The following is a 13,665-nucleotide window of genomic DNA, read 5'->3' on the forward strand; positions in this document are numbered from 1 at the left end:
TGTCGTCCCCTAAGCAACTATCTTCTGACACAATAACTGCGCATTTGCCTAATCAGCATTTAGCCATGAACCATTTACAGATAGGCTATTGGGAGCTGGATTTACAAAGCCGCAAAATGATTTGTACCGCCCCTTGTAAAACTATTTTTGGGCTAGCGGAAACAGACGAATTTACTTATGAAAAGTTACTATCACTGATACATGATGACGATTTGCCGCTTATGCAGCAGCAAATTAACAACGTTATTGCACATCAAACTGACAATTATAATACAGAATACCGCATTGAACAATCCAACGGCACTATGCGCTGGATTAAGGCCGACGGCTGGATAATATTGGACGATAACAAACTTGCAAGATTGGCAGGAACAATACAAGATATCACCGATCGCAAACTCAGTGATTTGCGTAAAGAAGAATTACTAAGTATTGTGACCCATGAAATTAATACACCACTTACCGGCATAAAGGGTTACCTGCAATTACTTGAACGCATGTTATCTGCATCCGATAACACAAAAGCCAGCCAGGTAATTGAGCGGGCTATTAAATCATCCGAACGGTTAGAAAACATTTTGAGTGATTATTTTAGCCATTATAAAAGCTCAACCCCGGAAAGACTTGACCGTTTACACGATTTTCGCCTGGATGAACTTATAAAAGAGATAGCCGACAACATTCAAACCATTGCAAGCACACATCAAATTATTATCAGAAATATGCCTGAAGTATGGGTACATGGCGACAGGCAAGATTTAGGACAGGTATTGAGCAATTTATTGACAAACGCTATTAAATACTCGCCAGACCATGACGCCGTGCATGTAGATTTGCAAATGGATACTAAAAATGCCACAGTATGTATAACCGATTACGGTATGGGTATAGCACAAATTAACTTGGATAAACTTTTCAACAAGTCATATCGTGTTAACAACTATTCGGCTATCACAGGCAGTGGTATGGGATTATATATTTGCCGTGAAATTATAAACCGACATAAAGGCCGAATAGGCGTACAAAGTGTAGAAGGCAAAGGCTCTACGTTTCACTTCACCTTGCCTATCATATAGCATTATAAATTTAGCTGGCTATCAGATAAAGTTGTGGCCTTGAAACAACATGTCCGTAACGCAATTCAACCTTTTTGTAAGCAGCGTTTAACATGTTAAAACATTTTTCTAAAAAAAGTACATCTGTTTCAAACACTGTAGTGTTATGAATACATTTAAGCTGTTCTATAATCTGTACTTTATATCGTTTCAAAAATGCAACCTCTTCTTTAACTCGCAACTCATCAGAAGGCTGATAATCTATTCTAAGGCAGTTATCAGTAACATTGCTCCAAAGCTTTTCATTGCACAGCACTGAAACTAACTTTTTGAAAATGAAGCAAATATTTTTATGAAGATAAACTAACTCCAGTTTTAAATACTTACTATCCAGCTGACTTACCAAAGAACTGTACGATTTAAGAATACGGTCACTTTCTGTAGCGTATAATAAGTAGTGATCAAAAATTGCCTCAGGTAACATGGTTGTACGGCTGTGTATTTATAAAAATTATGTAATGCCTGTATTAAGGCAAAGTACATACCAAAACAATTCACCGTTAAACTTTTTAAAAACAAAGCATCATCTTAATCTTAGTACAAATCAATTAATGATTATGTTTTTTGTGAATATCTTTGACTAAGCAAAGCTTCTTTATTTCCGATCTTTTAATAACAAAGGGAGCGTATTTAGGCTTACCTGCAACCATTTCGGCGGCATTATCCGAGGTGGCTATTACCTCGTCGTCTTTATCTCCCGCTAGCAGGCGCTTGTACATGCGGTAATCGCCCCATTCTATATAATACACCTCTCCTGGCAATATCTTTTTGTCATGGATAATTTTAAGTGCTACCCAGCAACCGTTTTCCAGATAAGGATACATAGAGTGCCCCCATACCGGCAGGGCAAAATCACACTCTTCTATTCCCGGAAAATACATGTATCCAACCGGTTGTGTATCATTGATATCATTATACACCTCAACACCGGATGCTGTTGCGCTAACCTCGTACATTGGGATACCTTGGTAAATACGGGATGCTTGAGCAGGAACCGCAGCTATTTTACCATCAAGAAAATCTTGATACTTTTCTTTAAAAACCCGTAGCTTTTCTGTATCTATATTCTGCCTGCTTTTTATAATTTCTGTAATAGAACTTGGCGAATTAAAGCCCAGCACATCAGCCAGCTCTGCATTTCCATAAAATGCCTTCCCTTTTAATTGGTTATACAATATAATAAACTCCAATGTTTCAGGACGAACGGTTTTAATTTTAGTGGCTTTAGGATGACTTTGCATGGCAAAAAATATGTGGATAACTTTTCTTGATTATTACACAGAAATTTCTTTATATTTGTTCTGTAATAATACAAAGAAATACAAAGTTTATGAATTATACAAATTTTGTTATCAAGACCTACTTGTATTATTGAGCTTTAAAACTTAAACATCACTAATTAATCTTACAATCACCATTCAATTACCTTTTACTTATGCACGTTGCTTACTCGGCCCTAAGACCAACTTCCGAAAATAAACCTGTAACTGCCAGCATACAGCATGCTAAATCAAAACACATCAAAAAATTACGGTATAAAGGGTACAAAGCAGCATGCCACAAGTACCAGCAAGAAATTGCGGCTATTCAACAGTACATCCCCGACTGGGAACCTAAATTCAGATAATTAATTGATGTGTACTGCCATACTTATGCAGCAAATACAACTTACTATACATTTTACTTATTACAATGATAACTCTTAGTCAAAAAATCAGGAATGAGCTGTGGTGGCTCATTATTTCGGTAGATTATACTTACAGCCGCATTGCCGTAGCCGAACACGAGATAAACGGACAATGGCTAACTTTGTGGCTGGAAGATAAACACGATTTTAAAAATACGCTCGACGAATGCTTGCGGTTGGATATTCAACTAAAACAATTTGCCAAATTTATCAGGGCCGGCAATTTGCATTGTTATGAAGGCATGCGTATGCATCCTAAAAAGAAATATCTGTATCAGGCTCAAATTCCAATTAATGAGCCATTGCAATGGTATTTAAAAGACGCCAGCCCCATCGAACAATTTTGGACCAGGGATGCATTGTTAAAAAACATATTAACCCAACTTGTTGAATCAGAAACACATAATAGTGTACTTAATTCCCACTAAACTATGCCAAATATCATTGCAAACATAAGTAATAAATTTTCTTTGTAGAAACTTAGAGTTATATTGAATTGTTAGTCTCTTGAAATATTGAACGGAAGAGATATGGGCAACGGGAATATGTTTATAAAAGGAAACAGGATCTCCAGTATTAGACTTGTTATTGGTAGATTGTTCAGGTATGTAATAGTGCTTTTAGCATTTGCAGGAATAAATAGCTGTAGTCAGGAAAGCAGAGATAAAGAAATTAAAGCGGATATTGCCACCAAAACAAAAACTGACTTAAACTTTGCAGGCGTTAATTATACAGTTGATAAAGGCGTAGTAACGCTTAGTGGCAACTGTGCCTCAAAAAAATCAAAATCCGAAGCTGAGCAAATTGTTAAAAGCATTAACATTATTAAAGGCGTCAACAATCAAATTTTAATAGCTCCTGTTGTTATCACCGCTGATCTACCATTGAAGCAGTCAGTAGACAGTATATTAAAAGACTATCCCGCAGTACAGGCTGATGTAGATCAAAATACTATAGCGCTTACAGGCAAAATTAAACAACAAGACATCAAGCAATTACTACCGGCATTAAATAGCTTACATCCAAACAAGATAAACAATCAGCTAATGATTGAATAACAAGATACCGTTAGTAACGATTATTGCGCTGCTGATAAACGCTTCTCAAAAGCAAGGAAGCGCTGGTTCGGTCGATTGTTTAATGCAATTTCTCCAGCCAAATGATACCCAATTTTCATAAAAAGATTTTGCATCGGGCGGTTTAATGTATTGGTGTCTAAGCGCAGCAAAGTAACGCCTTGCACTTGGGCCACAACCTCGCATTGATGCAGTAAGGCCGCAGCAATGCCCTTGCCTTGATGGTGTGGACTTACTGCCAACCTGTGCGCTACAATCGCCGGTTCGGTGATATCCCAACCTGGTACCTGCGCATACTCACCCTCTTGGCTATTGGTTATGGCAATAACGCCAACAATACTATTGTCTAAATCGGCCACCCAAAGTTGACTGGCCTCTATGTCCTGAGAAAAAATATCTGGGTTTGGATAAGTAGCATCCCACTGCTGATTACCGGTAGCTTGCATCAACGGCACAACATCACGGATGAGCTGCATAATGGGTTCAATATCTTCTAACGTAGCCAGGCGTATGTTCATAGCGTTATTTATTGTTTGGGCTGCAAGTATACACAACGTTTCAGTTCCGGTTACCACCAAATTTCATTCGACAATATTTTAACCTTATCAACTTTACAACTTTTTGATAAACCAAATGACTTCAGTCAACATACGCTTATCAAGCCCTTTCTTTTTGGTCTTGCTCTTTGTTGCCACGGCCTATTTCAACCAGCTCCTCACTTACCTCTTCTTCCTGTTGCTGGCTGGCATAATTAAGCTTACGGAAACGCCAGATAGCAAAGGCCGGTTCCTGATAACGGTTAATGAGCTTGAAAAATTTAGGAAAATTATGCACTTCTTCCAACAATATACCGGTAGCAATACCATCATTATCCAGTATCTCGCGAATAGTATACTCTTTGTCTTTGGTGATCCAAATCTCAAAGTCCCGGCGTATTTCTTCTATTTTATCCGGGTCAATCTTATCGTTAATGCAAATTACTTTATCTCCGGGTCTCATGCCTGCAAAGTTGAGGATTTGTTATCATTATATTCAATATTTGTTGTTATAATTTACAAAAACATTGGTAAAGCCTTACACAAATTGCTAAAAATATTTGCATTTTACAGAAATTAAACTTATCTTTACACTATCAATTATGCCAAAAGGCAACCTTATCATAAATGAAGAACAAAACTTTTCTTTACACTTCTGCCGAGGATTTAGCACTGCGCATTGAGGAATACTTTAAGTGGATTGAAGGAGAATATCATCTGGAACAAGTCGAAGTAAAACAATCTTCCAAATCAACAGCTCCTGAGAAAACAGAGATCAAAGTATGGGATTGCGAACCACAGCCCCCTACGCTAACCGGCCTGGCCCTATACTTAGGTTTTGCCAGCAGACAAGCCTTTGAAAAGTATGAAAACACCGGCAGATATGCCTCACATTTAAAAAGAGCCAGACTGCGTATTGAATCGGAATACGAAAAGAAATTGCATTACCAGTCATCAACTGGTGCCATTTTTGCATTAAAAAGCTTAGGATGGACAGATAAAAGCGAAACTAAAAGCGGAGAAATATTGCCTGCAGACTGGATTCTTAAAATTGAAATTATCGAAAATGGTCCACACCTAGCTGGTGCTGAACAGGAAGTAAAACTATAATACGGCACCAAGCTTTATAACTTCTTTTGGCTTATCTGCATTTTAACTCGATCTTTAATTAAAGCTAGCATCTCCGGATACTGAACATTTTTCTATTAAAAATCAAACTAAACTACATGACACATCAACCTCCAAACCCATGCAAGCAAGCCGAATTTTCACCTGCAATTACAAAACGAAGGCCCATATAACAATTAATCAGGGCGGCACAAGTTCGGGTAAAACCTATGCTATTATGCAGGTGTTGTTTGCACTGGCTTGTGCCGAAGAAAAGCAAATTGTTACTATTGTTGGTCAGGATATACCCAATCTGAAAGCAGGTGCCGTTCGCGACGCCTTAAATATCTACCAAGCATCGCAACCCTTAAAAGCGATGGTTAAATCTTTCAACAAAACCGACCGTTTTTTTGAGCTGGTTAACGGATCGATATTAGAATTTAAGAGTTATGATAATGCGCAGGATGCTAAATCGGGCAAACGCGATATTCTGTTCATTAACGAAGCCAACGGCATCAAATATGATATTTATACCGAACTGGCACTACGCACCCGCAAACGGATTTATCTGGATTATAACCCTAATACTGCCTTTTGGGTACATGACCTACTCATCGGTAAACCCGGCGTACAACTCATCATTTCAGACCATCGGCACAATCCGTTTTTGGATCAGCTAACCCGAGATAAGATCGAAAGTTTAAAAGATCAAGACGAGGAACAATGGCGGGTATATGCACGCGGCTTAACAGGCAAGGTAACAGGTTTGGTATTAAACAATTGGCTATTGTGCGAAACTATTCCACCTGGAGCCAAAAGAGTAGCATATGGCCTTGACTTCGGTTTCACCAACGACCAGACGGGATTAATTGAGGTGTACCTGCAAAACGGCGAACTATGGGTAAATGAATTGCTTTATGAAACCCATTTAACCAATCCGGACATTGCTGCCAGAATGCAAAAAGCAGGTATCAGTAAAAGCGCCGAAATTATTGCCGACTGTGCTGAACCTAAATCAATTGAAGAATTACGCAGGTTGGGATGGCATATTACCCCTGCACAAAAAGGCCCAGACAGTATTAAGAATTCGATAGATATTTTAAAACGCTACAAAATCAATGTGACCCGAGGCAGCACAAACCTTCGGCGGGAACTGGACCGTTATCAGTGGAAAACAGATACCACCGGGCATAGTTTGAATGAACCGATTGATTCCTGGAATCACCTAATTGATCCCCTACGTTATGTAGCTTTAAACAAACTGCAAATTAATTCTTCAAAACACATACGTTCTAAGCTTCCCTGGCAAAAGCAGGTTTTGTATACCGATCATTTATTACTTTAACTTTTTTATTTACCAGCGCCTTTTTATTTTTTTATGATTACCCAAACCTTTCGCACAACAACGGGCAAGCTCCGCGTTACTATACCTACCCAGCTTAAAGAGCTTACTTTAAAACAACTTATTGGCTTGCAGCAAAAAGCCAATTTGACAGATTTAGATGCCATTCACATCTTATCAGGCGTACCCTTAATTGACTTGAAGCAAATTACCGATGTTGGCGAAATACAAAGTTTAAGCAATTCAATTTTTTCTTTGTCTGAGGAGATTAAGGCTTTATACAACAGTGATACTATACCAAGTGATATACAGTTAAAAATTAAGGAAAAACCGGTAACCGTTAAAGTCGTCAACAACCTTTCCATCGAACCGGTTGGCGCTTTTATGGTTGCGCGGGATATAATTGCCGACGAGATTAAGTTACACATTGAGCGTTATGGTGAACCAGACTGGCAAAAAAAATTCAATCCATCATTACAGGCGTGCAGCCAAATTTTAGCGCAGTACCTATATTGCCCCGCTACTAAAAAGTCTTATGATGAATATCAGGCTTCATTGTTTACTGATGTGATAAACGAGTTACCGGTTGTTGAAGCACTGCCCATTGCCAAGCATTTTTTTTTGCGCTATCCAAACTTATCGAAACCGAAAACCAACTTTTGGCATCGCCTGCAACGGCGTTGGAACAACGCGCCGGGATTCAGGAATTTGAGAAGTTTAAATTCATCAACACTATTAATGCTTTAGCTGGCGGAGATATAACTAAGTGGGCAGAGGTAATGCAACTGCCTTACAACCGCGTTTTAACCAAACTTTTACTTAATAAGACAGAGGCCACTTTTCAAAAGCGCTATAGCGAGTTATTGCAGTCCGGCAATTAAGGCGGCTTTTTCCCAAACAGACATGATATCAGCTAAGCAGCCTTACAACTACCTGTGATATCATAACTCAACATTTTCCATATGCCAATACGCAACCATATTCAAGCAGTGGTAAGTTCGCTTACCAATAGTCCATCCTTTGCTCACGGAACAGTTAACGAATTAAATCAGATAGCCGATGACCTGGAATTTCCTTGTGTTTTTCTTTATCCTCTTCCGGCTATAGAACTGTCAGCTGCCATTAACGGTTCAGTAGATAATACCTTTACGGTTTACCTTGAATTTTTATTTAAAACAGACTTTGACCAATACACGGCCGATAATGAAATTTATGTAAGTAAAGCTTTAGCCCTGGCCAACGAGTTTATGATTAAAGCCGCCCAGTACCGGTCCACCACGTCTGTAAGCAGGTTTTTTAAAATCAAAGCGAGTACGAAAGCGAAATGCCTGCCGGTGTATAATAAGTATGATGTCAATACAACAGGGGTAAGCTTGACCGTAGTGTTAGAAACCATGCAATTTGATGAACTGATTTAGTCTACCTCCGTCTCAAAGTAATAAACATAAATTCTAAAACGCCATGACTATATTAGCAACAATAGATTACCCTAATCAAACATACCTACCTAGCTCGCACCAAGTAGTACCTAAAATACTTGACAATAATTTAAACATCGCCCCTATCGGTTGGATTGATGACGACAGTATCCAAGGCATGCAAACTTATTCAGATGTACGTATTGTGCTTACCGACGTTGACGGGAATGCTGTTAATGGCAACTATGCATCAGTTACTTATCAGGAAGTTATAAACGGCACGACTCAACCGCCAGTAACGGTAAGCATACCTGGTCAGTTTTTTATGATTGCTTACAATAAGAAGATAAGTGATACCAATCCTGCCACCTACTATTCTTATACTGCACAAATTGTAGGTAAAGTTGTAGAAAATGGAGATAATTATATACCTCCAGGCGCGTCAGACTTAATTATTCAAAACGTCACTATAGATAAAAAAGAGAGTGCTGCGGGTGCTCATGATGGGCAAATTACAATTAACGCCACCACTACTTATGGGCCGCTGCTATACAGCCTCGACGGCAGCTCTTTCCAATCCAAAGCCACATTTACCGGATTGAGCGGCGGCGGGTACACCGCTTATGTAAAAGATGCTATTCCCTACAGCCAGCGCGAATCATATTTTAATGTACCAACTATTGAAAGTTTATTGGTTGCAGACTCATCGGCTACTTCAAAAGATGGCAATACAAGTAGGTGGAGTGCTGCGTTTAATCCGGTTACATTCACTTACCAACGCAAAGATTTTGGCATAGCCAACATGTTTCCAGAAGTCGGTACTAATAAACTGTGCATAACTGTAAATCAAAATCTGACGGGTTTGAAGGAAAAGGATTTGATTTATGCACAAGCAGGTTTTGTAAATAATCAGTACGCGTATCAAGGCGTCTATGAAGTTAAATCAGTAAATCAAAACACAGTAGTACTTAATACAGATTATTCAAATCCTGGTAACGTTATAGGTTATCTCAACGCTGATAAGCTAAGGCCTTATTATCACATTCAAACAAACTTAAGCTATCAAAACAAGCTAAGCGGCCGTACAGAAACAATAACAGCCAAGCACCGGCCCAACAACAAAGGCATAGTGCAGGCAGATTTATCTAGCTTTTTACAGAGTTTACTCAGCACACAAGATGACAGCGATTACACGCTGGTTAATTTTCGCGATGACAATCTGAGTGCCAGTTATACAATAAGTTATGCTGAAGCTTGGGATGGGCATGAACCCGTTTTTATCAATATCAGTACGCCTTATTATGTAATTTACTCAGCCAAACAGTTAGGGGAAGCCAATGGCGGCAACTTGCTAGAATATGTCCCTTTTAAGCAAACCGTATCTCCAAGCAAAAGGGCTAAATGGATTACCGATTTTGCAGAACCTGCTTACAGCGCGGGTTACCCCTTCGACATCGGTTTTATTTATAGCGACGATATTGCGGGATTAAATGTGTATTGTGAAATTACACCGCTAGACATTAACCGGTCGCCCCTACCAGATGGTGTGTATACTACTTATCTGTTGAATGAAGACAGTTCATTTTTGTTGAACCAAGACAGCAGCCGATTGGTTATTGCCAAACAAACTGTATCAAACAAGCCCATCACCCAAGCCCTGGCGCAACATATAGGTCTAAATCGTTTAAATATCAATATGCCGTTTAATGATGAAGTGAGATACTTTAACTTAACGCTTAAATATGCCGACGACACTGGCACCCATACCATAACCAAACCTCAAACCGTACGCATAGACGATGCCGTAGACGACCAATCGGTATATTTGCGTTGGATTGGCCTTACCGGTTCTTGGAACTATTATCGTTTTGTTTACAACCAGGAAATTTCGTTGGATGTGCAAAATGCGGTTATCGTAAAAAACTATGTACAGGATTGGGCAACACAGCAAGGTATTGAAGACGTAATCAGCAAAAGCGCAGGGCAAAAAATGAAGGTTATGGCCGAAGATCTGAGCGTTTCTGATATTAAAGGTTTACAATCCATAAAATACTCTCCCAAAGTACAAATGCTGGTTAGTAAAAACCCAGTGCGTTGGCAAACTGTGGTACTCAATACAGCTACTTTTGCCGAGTATGAAACCCGAAACGGACAGGCGCCTTTTAGCGTTACGTTCAACCTTCCGGCACTTAATATTCAAACGCAGTAATACCTATTCAGCAATAACTGCCGCTGCCTGACATTGCATTCACCTTCTTAAATATTCCATGAACCAAATACAGCTTTATCTTAACGATACGTTAGTTGACCTGACGGATGATAGTCCGATTGCTCTCACGTTCCAAATCAATAATCTTGCCGAAGTTAAAAATCAGCAAGGCAATACTAGTAATCAGTTCAAGCTTCCGCTTACACAACGCAACCGCCGTATTTTGGGATTTCCGGATGATGTAGCATTTACTACCAATTATCCTTACGAACAATACAGGGCTAAGATAGTGCAAGACGGAATGGAAATTGTTCCTTACGGAATAGCCGAGCTGAACGCGGTGGAACAGGACACAGCGGCAATAACTGTACTATCTGGCAATGTTGATTTTTTTGATGCCATAGATGGGAAAATGTATGATATGGGCGATAGCACAACCAAGTGGGGTACTAGCAAACTATGGTCTGCATACGACCACGAATGGAGTTTAAATAACGTTGTGCTTTCCCAAAACAAAACAGAAGGCTGGATCTGGCCCGTTATTGACTACGGCAACTTAAAGTATGATGAACGGGCGACACCCGAAATTAACGTTAAAAATTTGCGCCCGGGTTTTTTCTTAAAAACCGCCATCGAAATCATTTGCAAAAACGCCGGTTTTAAACCTACAGGCTCGTTGTTAAAAGACAAGTTATATAACAAACTGATTGTACAATTTGCCAACGATAGCTTTGAGCACGGTGCCGATCAGCAAAGCTTGCGGGATTACAACTCAATAAGCATAAGCAATGCCACACAATTTAAAGCCGGACGAAATCTGGGGTATGCCGGCACTTTCCCGCTCAACACGGTTAATCCTTATCCGATACATAGTAACCTTGAACCAAATGCACCCTTTAAACCGGGCAGTAATATGTATGTTGCTTTACAAAATTGCAATGTGTCCATATCATTTATTTATGATGCTTATATAGATAGCAAAGAAAAGCCAAGTAAAGGCGGTGGGATAGAAATCCGTTTAAAATCCAGAAATCCTAAGAATGGAGCAATAAACGTACTTACTACTTTAACAACTAGTCTTACTGACAAGGCTATAGATGGGCACCAGCAATATACCGAAGAGCGTAAAAACCAAAAACTTACATTCGACACAGAGTTGATCAAAGATCAAACATTGTTTATTGAATATAACGTTAACAATAGCAGTAAAACAACTGTATACATCAACCCAGGCGCCACTTTATCAGTTACCAGCAAAACTAAAGATATACTATATGGGCAATTGGTACAATGTGAACGCATATTTCCCCACATTAATCAAAAAGATTTACTAAAAGATACGTTACAACGTTTCGGTATTATTTGTCAAACCAATAATGAAACGCGGGAAGTAAATTTTGCTTCATTCCGTGATATCATCGGCAATATCCCCCATTCTCTCGATTGGACCAGTAAATGTTTGAACCAAGGCAAAAGCATTAGTTTCCAGTTAGGTAATTACGCGCAAACAAATTATTTAAAATATAAGGAAGATGACGGCGTGACGCCGAAAATCTTCGGGCAGTCACAAATTTTGGTTGAAGATAAAACGCTACCGGCCAGCACCGATTTATTTGAAAGTCAGTTTGCCCCTACATTAAATAGACCATTTATTCACGGCTCGGTGGCTATCATCAAAAAAGTGGATATTGAGACTGATGAAAACGAATTTAGCATCAGCACCCAACCACGCCTGTTGGTTGACCAAAAACTGTCTCTGATGGTCGACGGCAAGATGGTAACGTTTGTGGATGACGACGGTAGAAGAACTAATGTGAACGACACCTTATCAGTACCTTATTTTTACAAACCCGATGGTGAATATAATTTATGCTGGGGCGACATGCCTGCCACAGGATCAGAGAATATCAAAGGACTGAAAAGCATTTACTATAACGAACTGGAACATATCCTTAAACAAACCAAAAAAGTAGTACGCTATTTTTTACTTACGCCACGCGATATTTTGGAACTTGATTTACTTATTCCCGTATACCTGCAACAGGATGGCGCATACTATTATATTAACAAAATAGACAGTTGGCGGAAAGGGCAAGCTACTAAAGTGGAGTTGATTAAGTTGGGATAGTTCTAAACTTTTATTAGATTTTTATTTTTCCACACTATTGTTTTGATATGTCACCATATTTATATTTACCAATATTTTTAGCAAAATGAAATCAACCTTCTTTATCACGGCACTATCGTTGTATGCTTCAATTGCCTGTAGTCAGCATAAGCCAAAACTTGAAAATAAGGTCGATCAATCAAGCCCTAGATTTCCTGTTGCTTTCATAGCAGAAATTAACACGCCTAAATCACACATTAGTATACGCTATCGACCACTAATCCAAACTATTGGGGAAAAATATTTAGTGTTACCATTAGAAAACAGCAAAGATGTTTACTGGGGCTTCAATTATGCAGAAAAACTTGATGTGAAGTTATATAATAAGGATATCGCTAGAAAAATACTAACATTGGTTTCTATAACTCCATCCTCCGTTACTTCTTTAGGTATGGAGGCAAGATTTAAGGATTCTGAAGGAGTTGAATATCTTAAGCAGCTGTCAGATAATATTGCACCTGGACTTATTCCTTTATATGAAATTGAGGCAGCTAAATTAGCCTATTTAAATAAAATTATTTGGGCAAAAAAACGACTTTTTAAGGTTCACTCTGGAAAGTTAGTAAGAAAAATTGGGGTTTATGAACCGGTCAAAGTAGTGAATGTTATAGCATCGGAAGAAAGCTACACCCCTGTTCGTTTGACTTTAAAAACAGTAAAAGGTGAAACAGGAACTTTTGATGTTGATATCAGCGGCACCAATACTAATAACGCTGGCAGTGATTTGGAGATAGTTCAAAATCGGACGTTCAAAGAAGTATTTTATACTGATAACCCTAGATTGCAATATCATCTCTCTCCGGCTATGTGGAAAATTATTGAAAAAGGCCAGATTTATCTAGGGATTCCAAGCGCTGCCGTAAGAGTGTTGAAAGGGGAACCTAATACCATTAATACAACTACCACCTATTATGGAATTCATGAACAATGGGTATACGGCAATAATGAATATTATTACTTTGAGAACGGAAAATTGACTGTTGTACAAAATTAATTGAATACTTATTT

At 38.9% G+C, this 13,665-nt stretch carries 15 protein-coding genes; 11 read left to right on the top strand and 4 right to left on the bottom strand.

The features are described from left to right. Positions 1–65: 65 nt before the first annotated feature. Positions 66–1,076 (top strand): PAS domain-containing sensor histidine kinase, encoded by a 1,011-nt coding sequence (locus GPM24_RS00090; RefSeq protein ID WP_158824715.1) that lies wholly within the window; start codon positions 66–68, stop codon positions 1,074–1,076. Positions 1,077–1,086: 10 nt separating this feature from the next. Here GPM24_RS00090 and GPM24_RS00095 read toward each other — a convergent pair whose 3' ends face one another. After that, a complete protein-coding gene (locus tag GPM24_RS00095; RefSeq protein WP_158824716.1) occupies positions 1,087–1,539 on the bottom strand; it encodes a hypothetical protein in 453 nt (150 codons plus the stop codon). Positions 1,540–1,663: 124 nt separating this feature from the next. Then, positions 1,664–2,356 carry a S24 family peptidase gene (locus GPM24_RS00100; protein WP_158824717.1) on the bottom strand — a complete coding sequence of 231 codons (693 nt, stop codon included), beginning with the start codon at positions 2,354–2,356 and terminating at the stop codon, positions 1,664–1,666. A gap of 194 nt (positions 2,357–2,550) precedes the next feature. Between GPM24_RS00100 and GPM24_RS00105 the strand changes: the two genes are divergently transcribed. The 3 genes from GPM24_RS00105 (at position 2,551) to GPM24_RS00115 (ending at position 3,860) form a co-directional block, all read left to right on the top strand. Then, entirely contained in the window at positions 2,551–2,742 is a 192-nt protein-coding gene (locus tag GPM24_RS00105; protein WP_158824718.1) for a hypothetical protein, read from the top strand. Positions 2,743–2,807: 65 nt separating this feature from the next. Next, positions 2,808–3,230 (top strand): hypothetical protein, encoded by a 423-nt coding sequence (locus GPM24_RS00110; RefSeq protein WP_158824719.1) that lies wholly within the window; start codon positions 2,808–2,810, stop codon positions 3,228–3,230. Between the two features lie 102 nt (positions 3,231–3,332). Continuing rightward, the gene (locus GPM24_RS00115; RefSeq protein ID WP_158824720.1) at positions 3,333–3,860 is read left to right on the top strand and encodes a BON domain-containing protein; all 528 of its coding nucleotides are present in this window, start codon (positions 3,333–3,335) and stop codon (positions 3,858–3,860) included. A 20-nt stretch (positions 3,861–3,880) separates the two neighbouring features. Here the strand turns inward: GPM24_RS00115 and GPM24_RS00120 are convergent, their stop codons facing one another. Together GPM24_RS00120 and GPM24_RS00125 are read right to left on the bottom strand one after the other, a co-directional pair. Then, positions 3,881–4,396 (bottom strand): GNAT family N-acetyltransferase, encoded by a 516-nt coding sequence (locus GPM24_RS00120; protein WP_158824721.1) that lies wholly within the window; start codon positions 4,394–4,396, stop codon positions 3,881–3,883. A gap of 139 nt (positions 4,397–4,535) precedes the next feature. Then, entirely contained in the window at positions 4,536–4,877 is a 342-nt protein-coding gene (locus GPM24_RS00125; protein ID WP_158824722.1) for a hypothetical protein, read from the bottom strand. 164 nt (positions 4,878–5,041) lie between these two features. On the opposite strand from GPM24_RS00125, the gene GPM24_RS00130 reads away from it, so the two are divergent. The 7 genes from GPM24_RS00130 to GPM24_RS00160 all read left to right on the top strand — a co-directional run bounded on the left by GPM24_RS00130 (position 5,042) and on the right by GPM24_RS00160 (position 13,651). Next, positions 5,042–5,524, top strand: coding sequence for a terminase small subunit (locus GPM24_RS00130; protein WP_158824723.1), 483 nt, complete (start codon positions 5,042–5,044; stop codon positions 5,522–5,524). 139 nt (positions 5,525–5,663) lie between these two features. Next, entirely contained in the window at positions 5,664–6,866 is a 1,203-nt protein-coding gene (locus tag GPM24_RS00135; protein ID WP_158824724.1) for a PBSX family phage terminase large subunit, read from the top strand. 33 nt (positions 6,867–6,899) lie between these two features. Beyond that, complete coding sequence (locus GPM24_RS00140) at positions 6,900–7,610, top strand: hypothetical protein (protein ID WP_158824725.1); 711 nt, start codon at positions 6,900–6,902, stop codon at positions 7,608–7,610. Between the two features lie 215 nt (positions 7,611–7,825). Beyond that, positions 7,826–8,281, top strand: coding sequence for a hypothetical protein (locus GPM24_RS00145; protein ID WP_158824726.1), 456 nt, complete (start codon positions 7,826–7,828; stop codon positions 8,279–8,281). A 43-nt stretch (positions 8,282–8,324) separates the two neighbouring features. After that, positions 8,325–10,490, top strand: coding sequence for a hypothetical protein (locus GPM24_RS00150; RefSeq protein ID WP_158824727.1), 2,166 nt, complete (start codon positions 8,325–8,327; stop codon positions 10,488–10,490). 58 nt (positions 10,491–10,548) lie between these two features. After that, positions 10,549–12,618, top strand: coding sequence for a hypothetical protein (locus GPM24_RS00155; RefSeq protein WP_158824728.1), 2,070 nt, complete (start codon positions 10,549–10,551; stop codon positions 12,616–12,618). A gap of 85 nt (positions 12,619–12,703) precedes the next feature. After that, positions 12,704–13,651: a hypothetical protein gene (locus GPM24_RS00160; RefSeq protein ID WP_158824729.1), complete on the top strand. Its 948-nt coding sequence runs from the start codon at positions 12,704–12,706 to the stop codon at positions 13,649–13,651. The last annotated feature ends 14 nt before the right edge of the window (positions 13,652–13,665 follow it).

This window comes from Mucilaginibacter lacusdianchii (genome assembly GCF_009770985.1).
GTDB lineage: Bacteria > Bacteroidota > Bacteroidia > Sphingobacteriales > Sphingobacteriaceae > Mucilaginibacter > Mucilaginibacter lacusdianchii.

What these genes read in the sequence shown, in the direction of transcription:
- GPM24_RS00110 (WP_158824719.1), top strand. Translation starts at nt 2,808, where the DNA reads ATGATAACTCTTAGTCAAAAAATCAGGAATGAGCTGTGGTGGCTCATT.
- GPM24_RS00125 (WP_158824722.1), bottom strand. Translation starts at nt 4,877, where the DNA reads ATGAGACCCGGAGATAAAGTAATTTGCATTAACGATAAGATTGACCCG.
- GPM24_RS00115 (WP_158824720.1), top strand. Translation starts at nt 3,333, where the DNA reads ATGGGCAACGGGAATATGTTTATAAAAGGAAACAGGATCTCCAGTATT.
- GPM24_RS00135 (WP_158824724.1), top strand. Translation starts at nt 5,664, where the DNA reads ATGCAAGCAAGCCGAATTTTCACCTGCAATTACAAAACGAAGGCCCAT.
- GPM24_RS00130 (WP_158824723.1), top strand. Translation starts at nt 5,042, where the DNA reads ATGAAGAACAAAACTTTTCTTTACACTTCTGCCGAGGATTTAGCACTG.
- GPM24_RS00120 (WP_158824721.1), bottom strand. Translation starts at nt 4,396, where the DNA reads ATGAACATACGCCTGGCTACGTTAGAAGATATTGAACCCATTATGCAG.
- GPM24_RS00155 (WP_158824728.1), top strand. Translation starts at nt 10,549, where the DNA reads ATGAACCAAATACAGCTTTATCTTAACGATACGTTAGTTGACCTGACG.
- GPM24_RS00140 (WP_158824725.1), top strand. Translation starts at nt 6,900, where the DNA reads ATGATTACCCAAACCTTTCGCACAACAACGGGCAAGCTCCGCGTTACT.
- GPM24_RS00105 (WP_158824718.1), top strand. Translation starts at nt 2,551, where the DNA reads ATGCACGTTGCTTACTCGGCCCTAAGACCAACTTCCGAAAATAAACCT.
- GPM24_RS00100 (WP_158824717.1), bottom strand. Translation starts at nt 2,356, where the DNA reads ATGCAAAGTCATCCTAAAGCCACTAAAATTAAAACCGTTCGTCCTGAA.
- GPM24_RS00150 (WP_158824727.1), top strand. Translation starts at nt 8,325, where the DNA reads ATGACTATATTAGCAACAATAGATTACCCTAATCAAACATACCTACCT.
- GPM24_RS00145 (WP_158824726.1), top strand. Translation starts at nt 7,826, where the DNA reads ATGCCAATACGCAACCATATTCAAGCAGTGGTAAGTTCGCTTACCAAT.
- GPM24_RS00090 (WP_158824715.1), top strand. Translation starts at nt 66, where the DNA reads ATGAACCATTTACAGATAGGCTATTGGGAGCTGGATTTACAAAGCCGC.
- GPM24_RS00160 (WP_158824729.1), top strand. Translation starts at nt 12,704, where the DNA reads ATGAAATCAACCTTCTTTATCACGGCACTATCGTTGTATGCTTCAATT.
- GPM24_RS00095 (WP_158824716.1), bottom strand. Translation starts at nt 1,539, where the DNA reads ATGTTACCTGAGGCAATTTTTGATCACTACTTATTATACGCTACAGAA.